Origin of the sequence: Nostoc sp. (assembly GCF_036917655.1) — a bacterium.
Taxonomy (GTDB): domain Bacteria; phylum Cyanobacteriota; class Cyanobacteriia; order Cyanobacteriales; family Nostocaceae; genus Nostoc.
Genome location: NZ_JBALCY010000070.1, coordinates 68,358 through 84,066, shown reverse-complemented (window position 1 = coordinate 84,066; position 15,709 = coordinate 68,358). Strand labels below are relative to the sequence as shown.

General features: G+C 42.0%; 13 protein-coding genes, 4 pseudogenes and 2 riboswitches. Of the genes and pseudogenes, 6 read left to right on the top strand and 11 right to left on the bottom strand.

Annotation, left to right across the window (positions count from 1 at the left end; translation table 11 throughout):
* Window positions 1-6 precede the first annotated feature (6 nt).
* Window positions 7-3,123, bottom strand: coding sequence for an MFS transporter (locus V7K30_RS24800; RefSeq protein ID WP_335003837.1), 3,117 nt, complete (start codon window positions 3,121-3,123; stop codon window positions 7-9).
* A gap of 519 nt (window positions 3,124-3,642) precedes the next feature.
* On the opposite strand from V7K30_RS24800, the pseudogene V7K30_RS24795 reads away from it, so the two are divergent.
* The 3 genes and pseudogenes from V7K30_RS24795 to V7K30_RS24785 all read left to right on the top strand — a co-directional run.
* Window positions 3,643-3,780, top strand: a pseudogene (locus V7K30_RS24795) (high light inducible protein); the annotation flags it as partial.
* A gap of 41 nt (window positions 3,781-3,821) precedes the next feature.
* The gene (locus V7K30_RS24790; RefSeq protein WP_335003835.1) at window positions 3,822-4,034 is read left to right on the top strand and encodes a high light inducible protein; all 213 of its coding nucleotides are present in this window, start codon (window positions 3,822-3,824) and stop codon (window positions 4,032-4,034) included.
* 41 nt (window positions 4,035-4,075) lie between these two features.
* Complete coding sequence (locus V7K30_RS24785) at window positions 4,076-4,288, top strand: high light inducible protein (RefSeq protein ID WP_335003834.1); 213 nt, start codon at window positions 4,076-4,078, stop codon at window positions 4,286-4,288.
* A gap of 63 nt (window positions 4,289-4,351) precedes the next feature.
* Here V7K30_RS24785 and V7K30_RS24780 read toward each other — a convergent pair whose 3' ends face one another.
* From V7K30_RS24780 to V7K30_RS24760, 5 genes and pseudogenes are all read right to left on the bottom strand, one after another.
* The gene (locus tag V7K30_RS24780) at window positions 4,352-4,477 is read right to left on the bottom strand and encodes a hypothetical protein (protein ID WP_335003832.1); all 126 of its coding nucleotides are present in this window, start codon (window positions 4,475-4,477) and stop codon (window positions 4,352-4,354) included.
* Between the two features lie 266 nt (window positions 4,478-4,743).
* On the bottom strand, window positions 4,744-5,364 hold the full coding sequence (locus tag V7K30_RS24775; protein WP_335004103.1) for a universal stress protein: 621 nt from the start codon (window positions 5,362-5,364) through the stop codon (window positions 4,744-4,746).
* 182 nt (window positions 5,365-5,546) lie between these two features.
* Window positions 5,547-5,682: riboswitch (cyclic di-AMP (ydaO/yuaA leader) on the bottom strand.
* A gap of 17 nt (window positions 5,683-5,699) precedes the next feature.
* Window positions 5,700-6,585 (bottom strand): annotated as a pseudogene (locus V7K30_RS24770) (ABC transporter ATP-binding protein).
* Between the two features lie 53 nt (window positions 6,586-6,638).
* Window positions 6,639-6,794 (bottom strand): annotated as a pseudogene (locus V7K30_RS24765) (twin-arginine translocation pathway signal protein); the annotation flags it as partial.
* Window positions 6,784-7,479: pseudogene (locus V7K30_RS24760) on the bottom strand (ABC transporter permease); the annotation flags it as partial. The pseudogenes V7K30_RS24765 and V7K30_RS24760, both read right to left, overlap by 11 nt.
* 97 nt (window positions 7,480-7,576) lie before the next feature.
* Window positions 7,577-7,858: riboswitch (cyclic di-AMP (ydaO/yuaA leader) on the bottom strand.
* A 418-nt stretch (window positions 7,859-8,276) separates the two neighbouring features.
* On the opposite strand from V7K30_RS24760, the gene V7K30_RS24755 reads away from it, so the two are divergent.
* Window positions 8,277-9,467 (top strand): sensor histidine kinase, encoded by a 1,191-nt coding sequence (locus tag V7K30_RS24755; protein WP_335003830.1) that lies wholly within the window; start codon window positions 8,277-8,279, stop codon window positions 9,465-9,467.
* 58 nt (window positions 9,468-9,525) lie between these two features.
* Here the strand turns inward: V7K30_RS24755 and rnc are convergent, their stop codons facing one another.
* The gene (rnc, locus tag V7K30_RS24750) at window positions 9,526-10,212 is read right to left on the bottom strand and encodes a ribonuclease III (protein WP_335003828.1); all 687 of its coding nucleotides are present in this window, start codon (window positions 10,210-10,212) and stop codon (window positions 9,526-9,528) included.
* 305 nt (window positions 10,213-10,517) lie between these two features.
* A complete protein-coding gene (locus tag V7K30_RS24745; RefSeq protein WP_335003826.1) occupies window positions 10,518-10,883 on the bottom strand; it encodes a phosphopantetheine-binding protein in 366 nt (121 codons plus the stop codon).
* Between the two features lie 315 nt (window positions 10,884-11,198).
* Here V7K30_RS24745 and V7K30_RS24740 point away from each other — a divergent pair, with 315 nt between their 5' ends.
* Entirely contained in the window at window positions 11,199-11,330 is a 132-nt protein-coding gene (locus V7K30_RS24740) for a hypothetical protein (RefSeq protein WP_335003824.1), read from the top strand.
* 1 nt (window position 11,331) lies between these two features.
* On the opposite strand, the gene V7K30_RS24735 is transcribed toward V7K30_RS24740, so the two are convergent.
* Window positions 11,332-11,940, bottom strand: a complete 609-nt coding sequence (locus V7K30_RS24735; RefSeq protein WP_335003822.1) for a hypothetical protein — start codon at window positions 11,938-11,940, stop codon at window positions 11,332-11,334.
* A gap of 54 nt (window positions 11,941-11,994) precedes the next feature.
* Entirely contained in the window at window positions 11,995-12,582 is a 588-nt protein-coding gene (locus tag V7K30_RS24730; RefSeq protein ID WP_335003820.1) for a Uma2 family endonuclease, read from the bottom strand.
* 120 nt (window positions 12,583-12,702) lie between these two features.
* On the opposite strand from V7K30_RS24730, the gene bchD reads away from it, so the two are divergent.
* Window positions 12,703-14,736, top strand: a complete 2,034-nt coding sequence (bchD, locus tag V7K30_RS24725; protein ID WP_335003818.1) for a magnesium chelatase ATPase subunit D — start codon at window positions 12,703-12,705, stop codon at window positions 14,734-14,736.
* A 58-nt stretch (window positions 14,737-14,794) separates the two neighbouring features.
* Here the strand turns inward: bchD and V7K30_RS24720 are convergent, their stop codons facing one another.
* A complete protein-coding gene (locus tag V7K30_RS24720) occupies window positions 14,795-15,580 on the bottom strand; it encodes an RNA polymerase sigma factor SigF (protein WP_335003817.1) in 786 nt (261 codons plus the stop codon).
* Between the last annotated feature and the right edge of the window lie 129 nt (window positions 15,581-15,709).

The window sequence follows — 15,709 nt, the reverse complement described above, 5'->3', positions numbered from 1 at the left end:
GTTAAACTACGGCCTTGCAGCGATCGCTCCTCCTAATGCAGAGAAAACTGCGGATACGGATGCTGTGGCAAATAGCCACCATGCGGCTGTAGCTGCGGCTTTGCGGGTTTCTTCAGCTTGCCGCTGTGCTTGATGCTTCACCTGTTCTAGGCGGCGTTGGGCTTCTTGCTGTATGCGTTCTGCACGTTGCAATACTGTGTTACGGGCCCGTTCAATTTGGTCGATGATGCCGTTGGCATCTTCCTCAGAGATGTCTTCACGAGAACTCATAATTGCCACCAGAGTCTCACGATCAAAAGAAGATAGGCGATCGCGCAGGGCATCAAACCCCGCCTGGGGATCGTCAAAAAATGTGCGAACATCACGCTTGATATTATCGTAATTGAGTTCCGGGCGATCCAGGGAGTTGAGATAGTTACGGATGCGGCCGAAAACCCCATCAATTGCATCTTGAATGCCTCGTTGGATGTTCCGCACTTGTTCTACAAATTGATCCTTTACGGACACCATGTTATCGGCAATTCGCGCCGCTTCTTCATCGGAAATATCTTCCCGAATTTTCAGCAGGGCGATGATCGTAGAACGGTCAAAATGGGAAAGGCGATCGCTAAAAGTTTCCACCCCAACTCGCGGATCGTGCAACAATAATTGCAGGTCGCGTTTAATACCTTCAGGATTGAGTTCTTCTTTGCCAGTTTGGCGTAGATACTCTTCCAGATAACCTTTGAATGTTTCCACTCTTTGCTGTGTGCGGGTAGCTAAACGACGAGGCGCACGCACAAAGTTACGAATCGAGTTTTGCGTGGAATCAATGATTTCATTGACTTGTTCTTCACTCAAGTCTTGGCGTTGACTGAGCAACTTCACCAGTGTATCCCGGTCTACCTGCGACAACCGACGGCGTAGTGCTACGGCTCCCTCTTTGGGATTTTCAAACAATCTGGTTAAATCTCGTTGAATACCTTCTGGATTCAGTTCTTGTTTACCAGTATTCCGCAGGTAATCTGCGATCGTGGTACTAACAGAGTCGTATTGCTCTTTGGCTTTATCTACTACAGCTTGGGGTGTGTGGCGAATACTATGCCACGACTCCTCAGCAGCATTGATGGCTTGATTAACTTGATCTTCACTCAAATCTTCCCGTTGACTCAACAATTGTACCAAGGTATCGCGGTCAAAGCGAGACAACCGCGCCCGAATTGAGGTAATTCCAGCTTGAGGATCTTCCAGCAGCTTTTTGAACTCCGCGCGGATGGCATCAGGATTCAGTTCTGATTTCCCTGTATTACGCAGATATGATTCTACATTCAACCACAGGGTTTCTGCTTGATATTGTGCCTGTTCTGCTAATCCTTTGGATTCTACCAAGACGCGATCGCGTTGTTTTTCCAACTCATCGAGAATGCTGTCTACTTCATATAGCTGGACATCATTACGTTGCAGCAATATCTCCCGCATTTCCTGGCGTGTAACCTGCGCTAGTCGCAAGATCAGGGTTTCATAATCTGCCTCTGGGTCTTGCAACAGTGGTCTAAAATTCTGCTCAACGCCTTCGGCTGTCAAATCTGCTTTCGGGGTAACGAGCAGATAACTTTCCACTCCCCGTTGCAAGTCTTGGACTATCTCTCTTTCTTCAACAGCTGTCACTGTCACCAACACCTCTTTGCGGACAGCTTCTAGCTGATTTGCAATGCGCTGAATTTGGGCTTGGGTAAGTAGTCCTCGCTGTTGCAGGATGTTGACAAAATCGTTCCGGGATAGTCGTTCTACTTCTCTTTTGACTATTCCTGAGTCAGCAGCTGGATCGTAGATGACATCACGAAATTCCTGAGCGATTTTTTCCTGACTCAGTTGCCAAGCATAAGTGTTGTACAGGTAGTTTTCGACATCAGCCCGAATTGGGCTATAGGGTTGCGATGGTGTTGGCAATCCTAGCTTATCGGCTTGTTGAGTGACTTTATCTTTGGCAGTGGTGAGGCTACCCAAGATTTTTTCCACATCCAAATCAGGCAAATCTGTCCGTCCCAACACAGTGGCGGTTAAGGCAGATAGTCCTTGCTGGAGTGTACTTTGAATTAGCCCTGGAGCCGCCTTTTGGTCAGCTTGTTTGGAATCACGCTTTTCTGCTACTAACCGATCCAGCTTGGCGTTGAGTTCATCTGTCTTGCTTTGTCCTGCTGGAACTGATTTCAGATAATCCATTAACTCAGCCAGACGGTCTGGGGTGGGTGATTGCTGACTCACCACTTGCTGCCAAACTTTATACAACGTATCAGCAATGCGGCTAACGTCTTTTTTAGAAAGGTCGGTGCGACTACTGACTAACTCGATAAACTTTTGGCGGTCGATGTTGCGAATATCTGAAGTCCCAGCGATCGCTTTTAATTGCGGATCGTTGAGTAAATTTTCAAAGTCACCCCGAATTTTCGACAAATCTAGCTCTGGGGGACGGAGCTTTTCTAAGTAATCTTCTATGTTCTCCCGGATACTTGTAGGGTCGATGGCGCTCCCTAGTTCCCGACGGATAGCGCTAGCGGCAGCTTCAGCCGTCGCTACAACTTGGTTATTGACAGCTTTTGCGCCCAGTGCGGCGGTGGCTGTCCCCATAATCGCCTGAAACCCAGAAGTTGCCGTATTGACGACTGAGCCAATTAAGGAACCTACGGTGGTGGAACTTACCCAAACGAGGATTAAAAAGTAAGCACCCCAAATTACCAAGCCGAGAATCGCTCCCAATGCTGGGTCTAAGATTACAAGGCTCAATTTCACCGCCAGAAAAGAAGCGATTAATAAGGCGATCGTCACAGTGACTAATGTCCAAATCCCCACTGCGGTGCCGATTTTGCGAATGCTGCCGCCCAAACTTCCGACTTCCCCAGAATCTGAATCCGAGTCAGATGAGTGCCCCAGGTAGGAAATACCGGCTGCAAGGGAGAGATTAGTTAGAACTAATTGGAAAGCAAAGGCTAGGATCACGCCGGAGATTAAAGCCACAAAAAAGCGCGGCCCGGAAGTGAGAACCGATGCCTGTGCTGGCGTGACGTTTGAGGTATCTACTGGAACCTGTGCTAACCACAATAGTGGTTTGTAGAGTCCCACCATGATTTCCGTACTTTGGAACATTGTATTTCCTTCTTCTAAGTTTTAATTTAGGGAATTAAGAATTTCTTGAGAAGCAACTCTTAGTATGTATTTATGTCTGTATCTATGGCAATACCTAACTCTGTTTAGCTCAGAATCGTGGAATTTAGCTGTTTAAAGCATCTCTCCAAAGGCTGAAAACTGTATCCAGCAAAAGATATAAATTTTATTATCTAACTGTAAAACTGTTCAGTATGAAGTGAAAAAGCTGGCTAATTCTTGGCTGCCGCTTTTTAATTTTAATTGCTTAATCACAAGGATTGATTTTTCTGTAATTTATAGTTTAATTCCTAAAAAGTTACATTTCTTTATGTTTTTATTTTTATCACCCTCTCAGGGTGGATTTGTTTGCACCAATATGTGTTGATTATGTGCCTGTAGTTTGTGCCTACAGGCAGAAAGCAGTTTAGTTATTAATCGCTATATTAAAGTTAACAAACGAATTGTTAAGGATAACAAAGATGGCAACTTGTTCTTCCAGACAGAGATTTGTCAATAATTGCAATTCTGTTTGGCTGGACACCTCAAGCCAAAATCTGCAACTGTCGTTTAGCAATCATTGGCTTTCTTGCCTATTTACTTTGGGATTTAGCCGGCTATAGCGTCCTGCACGACGTTTTATATCTGACTGGCTACTAGAAATTAAACACCTAAAAAGCTACTAAATTTTGGAGAAAAAAATGGCAACTCAAGAAACTCGGCCTTCTACTGATTTACCATCTGTTGCAGCATCATACAACGGTGTAGATCGCAATGCATTTTTGTTTGGTTGGACTCCCCAAGCCGAAATTTGGAATGGTCGCTTGGCAGCTATTGGCTTTCTTGCCTATTTACTTTGGGATTTAGCTGGTTATAGCGTCCTGCGCGACGTTTTGCATCTGATTGGCTACTAGAAATTAAACACTTAAAAAGCTACTAAATTTTGGAGAAAAAAATGGCCATTAAAGAAACTCGTTCTTCTACTGATTTACCACTCGTTGCACCTGAATACAACGGCGTAGATCGCAATGCATTTTTGTTTGGCTGGACACCTCAAGCCGAAATTTGGAATGGTCGCTTGGCAGCTATTGGTTTCCTTGCCTATTTACTTTGGGATTTAGCTGGTTATAGCGTCCTGCGCGACGTTTTACATCGGATTGGCTACTAGAAACTAAACACCTAAAAAGCTACTATATTTTGGAGGAGAAAATGGCCACTAGAGAAACTCGCTCTACTGACAATTCTTAACTCCTCGATAATCTCGATTTTGGTAGGCGGAAGCAAAATCGAGAATTTTTTCATAGATAGAATCGCCAAGAAATGTCATGACACTGAGGATTGCTTGGCAGTTTTTCACATCCTACCTCCCGAAGTTTAATTGGTTGCATATAGCAATCCGATTTGATTGCGTGAAAAAATCTAAGTATGTGTAGGGGAGCCAGTGCGTTGCGGAGGTTCCCTCCGTTGTAGCAACTGGCGTTGTGTTATCGCCGAGAGTACGGCACCCTACGTCTATTTCAAAAATCAAATATGAGTCCTATAGTAGCGAAAAAAGTCACCTAAAACTAGGTGACTTTTGTATGATTACAATTTGATCCAAATTACTGAAATTGTGAACAGCGATTATTCATCAATACAACTAGGAATACCCAAAACTGCACAGGGAAAATTAGAACCTAGTGCCTCAATCATCGGATGATTGACAGAGTTGCAACCTAGAAAGAGAATATCGGCAGCTTCTGATTCAACAACCTTCTTAATTTGTGTGGAAATGTAGCCAAACCGCAAATGAGATTTGAAAGAACCCTGCCATTCTTCAGCTAAACTTCGGGCTTGCCAGAGAATTATATCTGCTTGTTGCAGAGGAGTTACCACTGTCTGCAATTTGGGTTGAGTTAATACCAGTGTGACAGACTTTGATACTTCACTGACTTGACATTCCAATGAAGGCTGTGGTTCTGGAAAGTTCAAGATGTTTGGATGCTGGCTGCTTTGATTGTCTTCTACGACATAAACGGCTTGAACTGTGACTTGTGCATTGGTGGCTAAACGCGTTTGATGGGCAATCCAAAAGGCAATATCTAGTGCCGTATGACTATTAGGAGATGCGTTATAGGCAACAATTAAGTTAACTGCTTTTGCTCTTTGAGGTTTTTTAGAAAAAGGTTTTTTTGGTTCTGGCAACAATACCATTTGTTCAATTAAATCATTTCGACCTGTGGCACTTTGCAGACGTGCTAACATTGGCTTAATTTGCACAGCTTTACTTCTCCCAATGAAATGAATTAACAATGAGAAGCAGGGCGACCAATTTTAGATTTTAGATTTTGGACTTCGGATTTTAGATTGAGTGACGATAGGCAAAATCTCAAATCTGAAATCAGTCAAGGAAACCCCAATAATAACTGTATTACAGCCAAAGTCTTGGGGGTTCCTTCCATTGCCTACGGAGTTAGCTGACGGGCTAAGACTGGAAGGTGTCTCTCGTAAGATTAGCCCCAAACATTGGTTCCTCCGTTCCAAATCCAGCTTTCATGAATTTGAATTAGGCTACCCACTAAAAAAAATGATAATCTAATTTACTCGTCTTGGGCAAAATATCGCTCAAGGAAATTTAGGGCGTGGTTGCGGAGTTCAAAATATTCTTTTGAGTTTCGCATGGCGGCGCGAGCCTCTTTCAGAGGAGCTTCTCCTGACGGAGACGCTTTGCGAACGCTAACGCATGGATGCTCAAAAGGAACTTCTAATATCTCCCCTATACTAGCAGCCCGGCCATTGGTCATCAAGACGATGCGATCGGACATATAAATTGCTTCATCTACATCGTGGGTAATCATCATCACTGCTCGCCGATTATTTTCCCAAATATCCAATACCTGCCGTTGCAATTTGCCACGAGTTAGCGCATCTAGTCGCCCCAAAAGGTTCATCCATCAGCAACATTTTGGGACGAATTGCTAAAGCTCTGGCAATACCTACTCGTTGTTTCATACCTCCAGAAATTTCATCAGGATATTTGTCAGCCGCCGCCGTCAAGTTTACCATTGCCAAGTGTTGATTTACAATGCTGATTTTTTCAGCTTTATTAGCATTTTTTAACACTTAATCCACGGCTAAACGGATATTTTCTCGCACTGTTAACCAAGGTAACAGCAAATAGTTCTGAAATACCATCATCCTTTCGGCTCCTGGCTGACGAATTTCTTGTCCATCTAGCCGGACTGAGCCGGAAGTAGCTTTTTCTAAACCAGCTACTATCTTTACTAGGGTTGATTTGCCACAACCTGAGTGACCAATTACAGAAATATATTCATCTTCACCAATCGTCAGATTAACCCCATCTAAAACTACAAAGTTATCTTTATCAGGTGTCGGATAAGACTTGACTAAATTTTCAATTTCTAAAAATCCAGGGCGGGACATAACTTCGCTCTGGGTATTAATAGGTAATGAGGTATATTCCATCATCAAATGCTCCCGAAATAATTTAGTCATCAGTCAATATTTAAACTTGGGATTTAAGACATGAAAAAGTTAGTGGGAGCGTTAGCCCTGATGGCAAAACTATTCAGATAACCCACAGGATCGGTGGGGTCGAAGCCTTTCTTATCTATAAATACTTCTGGTGGTTCGACCTTGTAATCATCATTAGGACACTGAATGCCCAATACCGCCCGTGAGCATTTCCACAGCGACAATTACTAGCCAAGCTATCCCTAAACTAATTCGTAAACCTGTAAAAATATCCGGCAAACTTGCAGGCCAAATGATTTTTGTAATTCGTCGCCAACGGGGCATTTCCAGCACTCGTGCCACATCTAAATAATCTTTAGGAACGCTAGAAACTCCTAAAGCAGTATTAATGATTGTCGGCCATAAGGAGGTAATAAAGATGACAAAAATGGCTGAAGGATCTGCTAAGTTGAAAATTGCTAAGGCGATGGGCAGCCAAGCTAAGGGTGATACGGGTTTAAAAATTTGAATGATCGGATTGAGCGCTAGCATTGCCGATCTGGACATGCCAATTAGAAACCCCAGAGGAATCGCTACTACCGCACCTAATAAAAAGCCTAGTAATACCCGGCGCAGACTTGCGATCAACAACCAACCAATTCCTAAGTTACCGGGGCCTCTTTGGTAGAAGGGATTTAAGATGTAGTCTAGATTAGCGATTAGCGCTTCTGGTGGGGTGGGCATCAATTCATGGTTGGCAAGTGCAACAATCCACCACAGCACAATTATTCCCAAGAAGCCCAACACAGGTAGAATGAAGACATCTCTAAGGATGACAGGTTTTGTCTTTTTCCAAACGGCTTGTCCTCCGATCGCAGGACAAGCCAAATTTAGTTGAAATATCATTTATGACCTCAACAGATTTAAGTGCAGGTACAAAAAATCCGAGCAGTACCAGCCTTGGACACCGATGAGATCGGAACATTATAAAAATGCCGTCTCTTCAGTCTCCTCTCAATGCCTACGAAGTTAGCTGACGGGCTAGGGCTGAGAGATGCCCTTCTGAAGAAAGTTATGAGAGACGCGATTAATCGCGTCTGTACAAGAGATTAATCGCGTCTGTACAAGAGATTAATCGCGTCTGTACAGGAGTTATGAGTTAAATATTAGTAACTTCTAACTCCTCACTCTCAACTTCTCACTTTCTCTGAGATACGCCCCACAATTTGGTTCCTCCGCTCCAACGTCACGCACTGTGATCTGCTGGATTAGGCTGACTTACTCTAATGGATACTAATTATCGACAATATAACATCAATGCTCAGTAAAAGCCAACTGGATAAAGAGAAATATTGTTTATTTCAATACCAAAATCAAGTATGTTTCCTTGCTTTTCAGTAATTAACAAAATTTATAATTTTAGTTGTGTTGTGAGTGAAGTCATTGCACAGACAGCTAAACAACAATAGTTGAATCAATCATCAAGTTTGTTACCTGTTTTATTAACATTTGTTAACAAAACCTATATTATACTGTGCAAATTTCATATACGGATAGTTGAGCCAGTAAATAAAATAACAAACAATATCTATTCCTTTTGGTAGGTGAAGTATATTGCTAAATTTGATAAAAGTTCACTGCAATCGCTAAACTAATTGCATATGAAAGTTTACTCATCTATCTTTTAGCTGAATTTTAACATAATGGATTTTAGTCAAGTACTGGCTGAAAAAACGGACACCATCATAGATAAATGGATTGCAGCAGTTCGTGAGGATAGACGGATTGAAAGTGCTGATGATTTATCTTACACAGCGGTAAAAGATCACATTCCCGATGTTTTGAAAGCAATGGTAACGGTGCTTTCAACATCTCAGGATAATGATATTAAGTCAATAGTTACTGCCAGTTTTCAGCATGGGGCTATTCGAGCTGAACAAGGTTTTGATCCAGCAGAAATTGCTAGAGAATATCATTTGCTACGAACAGTAATATTTGATGCTATACAAGCAGATTTATTTAAGGGAACACCTCTAGAGATAATTCGTTCTATGCGTTTGATTGACGCTATCATAGATGAAGCGATCGCTCGGTGTTTTAAGAGTTATGTTGAGGAGCGATTGCGGGAATTACAGCAGTTGCAGTCATCACTAACACTCCATAATGAAGAACTCACGCGCTTAATGAGCGCTAATCAAGAGTATCTTTCGCAATTAGCTCATGAATTGAAACATCCTCTGACTTCCATTATTGGTTATTCGGATTTGTTTTTACGCCAACAACGACGAAAGACTCGGCTAAAAGACACTTCTGTGAATCTAGAACATATTGAGCGCGTGCTACGCAATGGTAGACAATTACTCCACCTGATTAATGATGTATTAGAACTTTCGCGGTATGATGCGGGACAGATAAAACTCCAACTAGCACCTACCGATGTGCCTGAATTAATCAATAATGTCTGTGAAATGTTAGAACCTTTAGCTGGTGGGAAAAATTTAAAAATCGTAGTAGATTGCGATCGCGTCCCCAAAGAACTAATCACAGATTATTTTCAATTACAACAGATTATCACAAATCTTATTAGTAATGCGATTCGCTATACAGAGTCGGGGACTGTTATTATCATGTGCCAGGTGTTGGAGAACCAGAGATGGGCGATGGCAGTTTCTGACACTGGAATTGGCATTGCACCAGAAAACCAAGCCCAGATATTTGAACCCTACTTTCGCGTCAGTTTTAGCGATCGTCCCTATCTCCCTGATAGTACAGGATTGGGATTAGCGATCGTTTCGCGGTTGGTGAAACTACTACAAGGTACAATTAACTTAGTCTCTGAGGTAGGAGTTGGTTCTACTTTTACCGTAATTTTGCCCTTAGAAATAGAGAGTTGATTTCGCGCCAAGACGTAAAATTCTTTTCTGCACCTCTGCGTGAAATCAAAAAACATTTTTACAACAAACCTTGTTTTTTCAACTTAGCTAGCGCATCTTCAGCAGCAGCTTTCTCTGCATCTTTTTTATTGCGTCCCTTACCTTCGCCGTAAATTGTTCCATCTACCAATACTTTTGCGATGAATTCTGGGGCGTGAGAAGGGCCTCCTATTTGTTCTGTGAAATATTTAGGAGGAGTTGGGGTAACGTTGCGTTGTACCCATTCTTGAAAGCGATTTTTTGAGTCTACATTAGAACGAGACACAACTATATGCTTAGGATCTACAGAATCAAATAGTGGTTCTATAATTGCGCGAACTGCTTCAATATTAGAATCATGATCCAAATAGTAAGCACCAAGAACTGCTTCAAAGGTGCTACTGAGCAGATTAGGATTTTGGTAGCCTCCGTCTCGAATAGCGCCTTTTCCTAACCGCATCCTAAAGTCTAAACCTACCTCCTCGGCGAACTTTGCCAATTGCTTCTCATCTACCAGTGCCGAACGCCGCCGTGTTAATTCATCTTCTCCCATTTCTGGGTGACAACTATATAGATATTCGCCACTTAAGAAATTCAGCAAAGCATCACCGAGAAACTCTAGGCGTTCATTATGTTCGCCTTCTCCTGGGTTTTCATGAACATAAGAACGATGGGTAAGCGCATGGCGGAGAAGTTTTTCATCATGGAATATTAGGATTTTGTGCATCTTATATTGTGTCTTTTTGCAGAAATTGACTGTTGGGAAACTATATAAGTGTACTTTTATTCAGATATGAAAAAATCACAAACTGTGATGTATTGATAAAACCCAGTTTTATACTCAACTGAGTTTTTCAAACATCCTCTAATAGTCAGCGCTTACACTGTCATGGAATCAAATTTATCTTTATCGCCCTCATTAACTGTCAATAAAATTACAATTACTCCCTAAACCCCACACGTCAAGGGACTAGAACATAGTGCGACAATATCTCTTTTTTCACACTATGAGCCACTGCGGGAGATTTAATGCTATGCATTTCCAAGTTTTAAATAAATAAAGTCAACAAGCTCCTTAATAGTCATAGATGTTTTGCCATCGAATTCTTCATCGGGAATTTCAATGTCAAATTCTTCTTCTAAAGCCATTAATAGCTCTACTCCATCTAAGGGTTTCATTCCAAGCGAATTTTCTGGATAGGAACATTGACTAAAATCTAAAATAGAGCCATAGACTGTAGTGACATGATCATATTCCTGTCCTAAAAAAACAGTATCATCTAGGTTTATATCTTCATCCTGTATTGATAATGTCTTCAAGATGACTTTCTTAACTCTTTTAAAAATCTCTTCATTTGATAATTGAACTTTGTTATCCTGCTTATCTGGAATTTGCATATCTTCAGGCAAGCTTACTTAATAAGCATAAAGTTCTCTACCGTCGCTTTTGTTTGGTTCAAGTCTCAGCCGTAGAATTCCTGGCTTCCTACCAAGTTTCGCGTTATCCTTTCCTCTGAAAATCCACCCAAACATCTTGTCTTCCCGTTGAAAGTCTAGTCAATCAGTTGACCTGACATTGGGCTGAATATTCAGCCGAAGGGATGACACGAAGCTCGGCAGGAAACTAGGAATTCTGCTGCTGAGACAACACCAAAAACCTGCGCTTTAGAGTGCGGTTATTTTGCTGTCGTTAAATATACATTGGCATACCTTATGCTAGATGTCAATATAGTTATTTATGAAGATTTGTCAAAGCGATCGCCCATATCCATCAACTTTAAAAATGCTCTATGGTATTCTGTCAAAGCAACTATTTATTTAAAAAATATTTTAGCTGATAGATAATTTACGGCTTACTTTGCGCGATCGCACTATACAAAATACCTAAAATTTTCTTAATATCCTTAATATAATACTCACTCAAATCAATTGAAACTACATTGCCTTCAAGTTTGAGAAATTGCCAAATAGTACCGATAGTAACAGCACCATATATAGCTTTGATTTGATTTCCACCTCTCTCGTTAAATAACTGGGCAGCTACCATTTCAGCAATACATTGTGCTAAACCAGACCTCAAATTCTCATTTTTACTTTCTACTAGGACAATCACCGGACTACGTACAAGCAACTGCTCCGAAGAAAGACTCAAAATAAAATTACAAAAACCATTTAGTCCTCGTTGGCTATCAACAGTAAAATCAACTCCAGAAAATAAACTTATTTCATAATTAAATTTGCGTCTAATTTCTAACAAAATTGGACTAATTATCATTTCACTCCGAGCTTTTTCTGTACTTATCGCTACCGCTAAATCAATATTTTCTTTAAGGATAGTAGATAATAAATCACTACATTCTTGCTCCTGTATACTTGCAAATAGTCCAGATGACTCGTGGATAACTAAACCAAAAGAATCAATAACTTCAATAAGTTTAAAGTCACTATAAGCCATAAAAATTACTCCTTTGTCTTATGAATGAATCCTATCTCATTGCTATAGCCAGGTTTAAAAATTCAGCTTTGGCGGAAAAACCCTAACTAAATTAAGAGATAAATCAGGGAAACAGGGAAAATTTATCAGCTGATGGAATAAGAAAATTCGCTTATTTAAATAACCATATTTACCTTGATTGTCCTGTTCTGGTTCACTGTAAGTTTCCAAATAGTTATCAAATAAATTAAATATCCAATAATCAGCAATACCTGCTTTAGCATAGAGAGGTATTTTCACATCTTGGTCATAATCAAAAGAAGAATCTGAAACCTCTATCACCAATAACACATCAGCAGGTTGAGGATGACCAGAAAGATAATTATCATCTCGGTTTTGAAGAATAGCAAAATCCGGTTCAGGTTCACTATTAGATGGCAAAGCAATTGGAGCTTGAGATTGCAAAGTTGCCCTATCACCTACAAGTTTTGGAAGTTCCCGCAACAAGTTTCGCAAACAAATTTCATGGGCTGTACCTTTAGATGCCATTTCAATAATTTCTCCATTGATTAATTCAATGTGGTCATCTTCATGGAAAAAGCCCAATTCAGTAAGCCTGTGGTATTCAGCTAGTGTGAAGCGTTTAGCCTGAGCAATACTCATAAATCTTCCTCCCAAGGGAAATGCGATGGCGTAACCGCCCCCCGGAGGCGATCGCACTTATATTCTAAATGTGTCAGAAATTGGTATGCTAAAGGCCGAGACTCGCTATGAAAGCAAACAATGCCTGCGCCTACTATCAATCCCACAATCACTGCCTTTCCCTTGAGTGCCGTAGTCGGTCAAGAAGCAATTAAATTAGCCTTGCTGTTAGCCGCAGTTGATCCTGGTTTGGGGGGAGTGGCGATCGCAGGTCGTCGTGGTACGGCAAAATCTGTGATGGCTCGTGCTATCCACGCTCTACTACCGCCGATAGAAGTTGTCAAAGGTTCAATCAGCAACTGTGACCCCAATCACCCAGAAGAATGGGATGATCAACTTTTGGCGGAGTCCGCAGACAAAGACATTCAAGATGTTCCCGTCGAAATCATCCCTGCGCCTTTTTTGCAAATTCCTCTAGGTATCACAGAAGACCGACTACTGGGTTCAGTGGATGTTGAAAAGTCGGTAAAACAAGGTGATACCATTTTTCAGCCCGGTTTACTCGCTACAGCTAACCGGGGTGTACTGTACGTAGATGAAATTAATTTATTAGATGACCAAATATCAAATCAGCTTTTAACAGTATTATCTGACGGACGCAACCAGATTGAACGGGAAGGGATTAGTTTTCAGCATCCGTGTAAATCCCTATTCATTGCCACCTACAATCCAGAAGAAGGCGGATTACGGGAGCATTTGCTAGATAGAATTGCGATCGCCCTCTCTGCTGACGGTGTACTCGGCTTAGATCAAAGAGTAGAAGCAGTAGAAGTTGCGATCGCTTATTCTAAATCTCCCCAAGACTTCCTCAAGCAGTACAACGAAGACTTAGACGCCCTCAAAACCCAAATCATCTTGGCACGGGAATGGTTGAAAGAAGTAATCATCACCCATGAACAAATTGCTTACTTAGTAGATGAGGCCATTCGCGGCGGAGTTCAGGGACATCGCGCCGAGTTATTCGCCACGCGGGTTGCCAAGGCGGCGGCGGCTTTGGAAGGACGAACAACAGTTAATGCCGAAGATTTGCGCCGTGCTGTGGAACTGGTAATTGTACCACGCGCCACAATTGTGCAGACACCGCCACCAGAACAATCACCACCACCGCCTCCACCCCCGCCACAGAATCAAGAAGAACCCCAGGACGAATCAGAACAGGAAGAAGAGGAAGAACAAGAAGAACAGGAAGAAAATCAAGAGCAACAACCCCCTAGCATCCCGGAAGAATTCATTTTTGATCCGGAAGGGGTAATTCTTGATGACAACGTGCTTTACTTTACTCAAATGGCGAAGCGGCAAGGTAAATCTGGTAGTCGCAGTGTCATCTTTTCCGATGACAGGGGACGCTACATTAAGCCAATGTTGCCCAAGGGGAAAGCGCGACGCATTGCAGTAGATGCCACCCTGAGAGCTGCGGCTCCTTATCAAAAAGCCCGAAGAGAAAAACACCCAGATAGAAAAGTTATTGTCGAACAGGCTGATATTCGCTCGAAACGCCTGGTACGCAAAGCCGGGGCGTTGGTAGTATTTGTGGTAGATGCTTCTGGCTCAATGGCCCTGAATCGAATGCAATCGGCTAAAGGTGCGGTGATGCAACTGTTAACAGAAGCTTATCAAAACCGCGATCAAATAGCATTAATTCCCTTCCGGGGAGAACAGGCAGAGGTATTATTGCCTCCAACACGTTCTATTGCTTTAGCGCGTAACCGCTTGGAAAGGTTGCCTTGTGGTGGGGGTTCGCCCTTAGCGCATGGTTTAACCCAAGCTGTGCGTGTCGGCTTAAATGCCCAAATGAGTGGAGATATTGGGCAAGTTGTCCTTGTAGCAATCACCGATGGACGGGGTAATATTCCTTTAGCGCGTTCTTTAGGTGAACAACTAGAACCAGGAGAAAAGCCAGATATCAAAGGAGAATTATTAGAAATTGCTGCCAGAATCCGGGCTTTGGGGATGCAACTATTAGTAATTGATACGGAAAGTAAATTTGTGTCCACGGGCTTTGCTAAGGAATTATCGCAAACAGCAGGCGGTAAATATTATCATTTACCGAAAGCGACAGATCAAGCTATTGCTGCTATGACCAAAGGTGCGATCGCTGATTTAAAATCTCGATAATTAGTCATTTGTCATTTGTCAGTTGCTTTTCTACTAACCACTGACCATTGACTAATCACTACGATCCAGTGGGCATTACCTGTGGTTGTAAATAGTAAATCAAATCTTGAATTCCCTTTTGGAGATACCGCGTTACCGTCATTGGACTAGTGCCAATATTCTTAGCAGCATCCTTGCGAGAAAGTTCCTTCAAAAATACCATTTCAACTGCCATGCGGGGCTTTTCTTCTAACATATTTATTGCACCTTGGAGTTGTTGGCGTTCTTCTTCTTGTTGCAGGAGAACATGAGAACGAGGACAAGGAAGTGCTTCACCCAAGGTTATTTGGCAATCAACATAGTTAACTGCGGTCGCATCTAAACTCAAAGGCATCCGATTTTGAGCAGCTAACTTGGTTTCTTGCCATTCTTGCACAGATACCCGAAGTTGGCTGGCAATTTCAGCGTCCTTTGGCGGGCGACCTAAAGACATTGACAAGTCCTTGCGAATCTTTTGCCCTTCATTGTATAATTCTTGCCAACGACGGGGAATTTTTAATAGAGTACTGCGATCGCGCAAAAAGTGTAGCATCTCACCGCGAATATATGGCACAGCAAAGGAACTAAAAGCATATCCTTGACTAGGGTCGAAACGCTCAATAGCCCTAATCAAACCAAAATAACCGATTTGTTCTAAATCTTCATAAGGTTCATTACATTGATGGCTGAATTTATGAGCCATCTTGCGTACTAAGCCAGTATGTAACTGTACAAGTTTATTACGAAGTTTAATAGAAGGATTCTGGTGGTACAAGTGCAATAATTCTATACCATCAGTTCGTAAAGAGGACTCACTTGTTGCCATATACATTCCTTTGTTGTAACTCCTATTCCTGAGAAAATAGAGCTGCGTATATTTTCTTCTAAGCTGTAATTATTTTCCTTAGTTAGGGAAGAATAAGCCATCGTCGTTTCACTGAACTTATGAGGGGTC

What these genes read in the sequence shown, in the direction of transcription:
- rnc (WP_335003828.1), bottom strand. Translation starts at nt 10,212, where the DNA reads ATGCACAAAATCCTAATATTCCATGATGAAAAACTTCTCCGCCATGCG.
- V7K30_RS24790 (WP_335003835.1), top strand. Translation starts at nt 3,822, where the DNA reads ATGGCAACTCAAGAAACTCGGCCTTCTACTGATTTACCATCTGTTGCA.
- V7K30_RS24800 (WP_335003837.1), bottom strand. Translation starts at nt 3,123, where the DNA reads ATGTTCCAAAGTACGGAAATCATGGTGGGACTCTACAAACCACTATTG.
- V7K30_RS24775 (WP_335004103.1), bottom strand. Translation starts at nt 5,364, where the DNA reads ATGTTAGCACGTCTGCAAAGTGCCACAGGTCGAAATGATTTAATTGAA.
- V7K30_RS24755 (WP_335003830.1), top strand. Translation starts at nt 8,277, where the DNA reads ATGGATTTTAGTCAAGTACTGGCTGAAAAAACGGACACCATCATAGAT.
- bchD (WP_335003818.1), top strand. Translation starts at nt 12,703, where the DNA reads ATGCCTGCGCCTACTATCAATCCCACAATCACTGCCTTTCCCTTGAGT.
- V7K30_RS24720 (WP_335003817.1), bottom strand. Translation starts at nt 15,580, where the DNA reads ATGGCAACAAGTGAGTCCTCTTTACGAACTGATGGTATAGAATTATTG.
- V7K30_RS24745 (WP_335003826.1), bottom strand. Translation starts at nt 10,883, where the DNA reads ATGCAAATTCCAGATAAGCAGGATAACAAAGTTCAATTATCAAATGAA.
- V7K30_RS24740 (WP_335003824.1), top strand. Translation starts at nt 11,199, where the DNA reads ATGCTAGATGTCAATATAGTTATTTATGAAGATTTGTCAAAGCGATCG.
- V7K30_RS24730 (WP_335003820.1), bottom strand. Translation starts at nt 12,582, where the DNA reads ATGAGTATTGCTCAGGCTAAACGCTTCACACTAGCTGAATACCACAGG.
- V7K30_RS24735 (WP_335003822.1), bottom strand. Translation starts at nt 11,940, where the DNA reads ATGGCTTATAGTGACTTTAAACTTATTGAAGTTATTGATTCTTTTGGT.
- V7K30_RS24785 (WP_335003834.1), top strand. Translation starts at nt 4,076, where the DNA reads ATGGCCATTAAAGAAACTCGTTCTTCTACTGATTTACCACTCGTTGCA.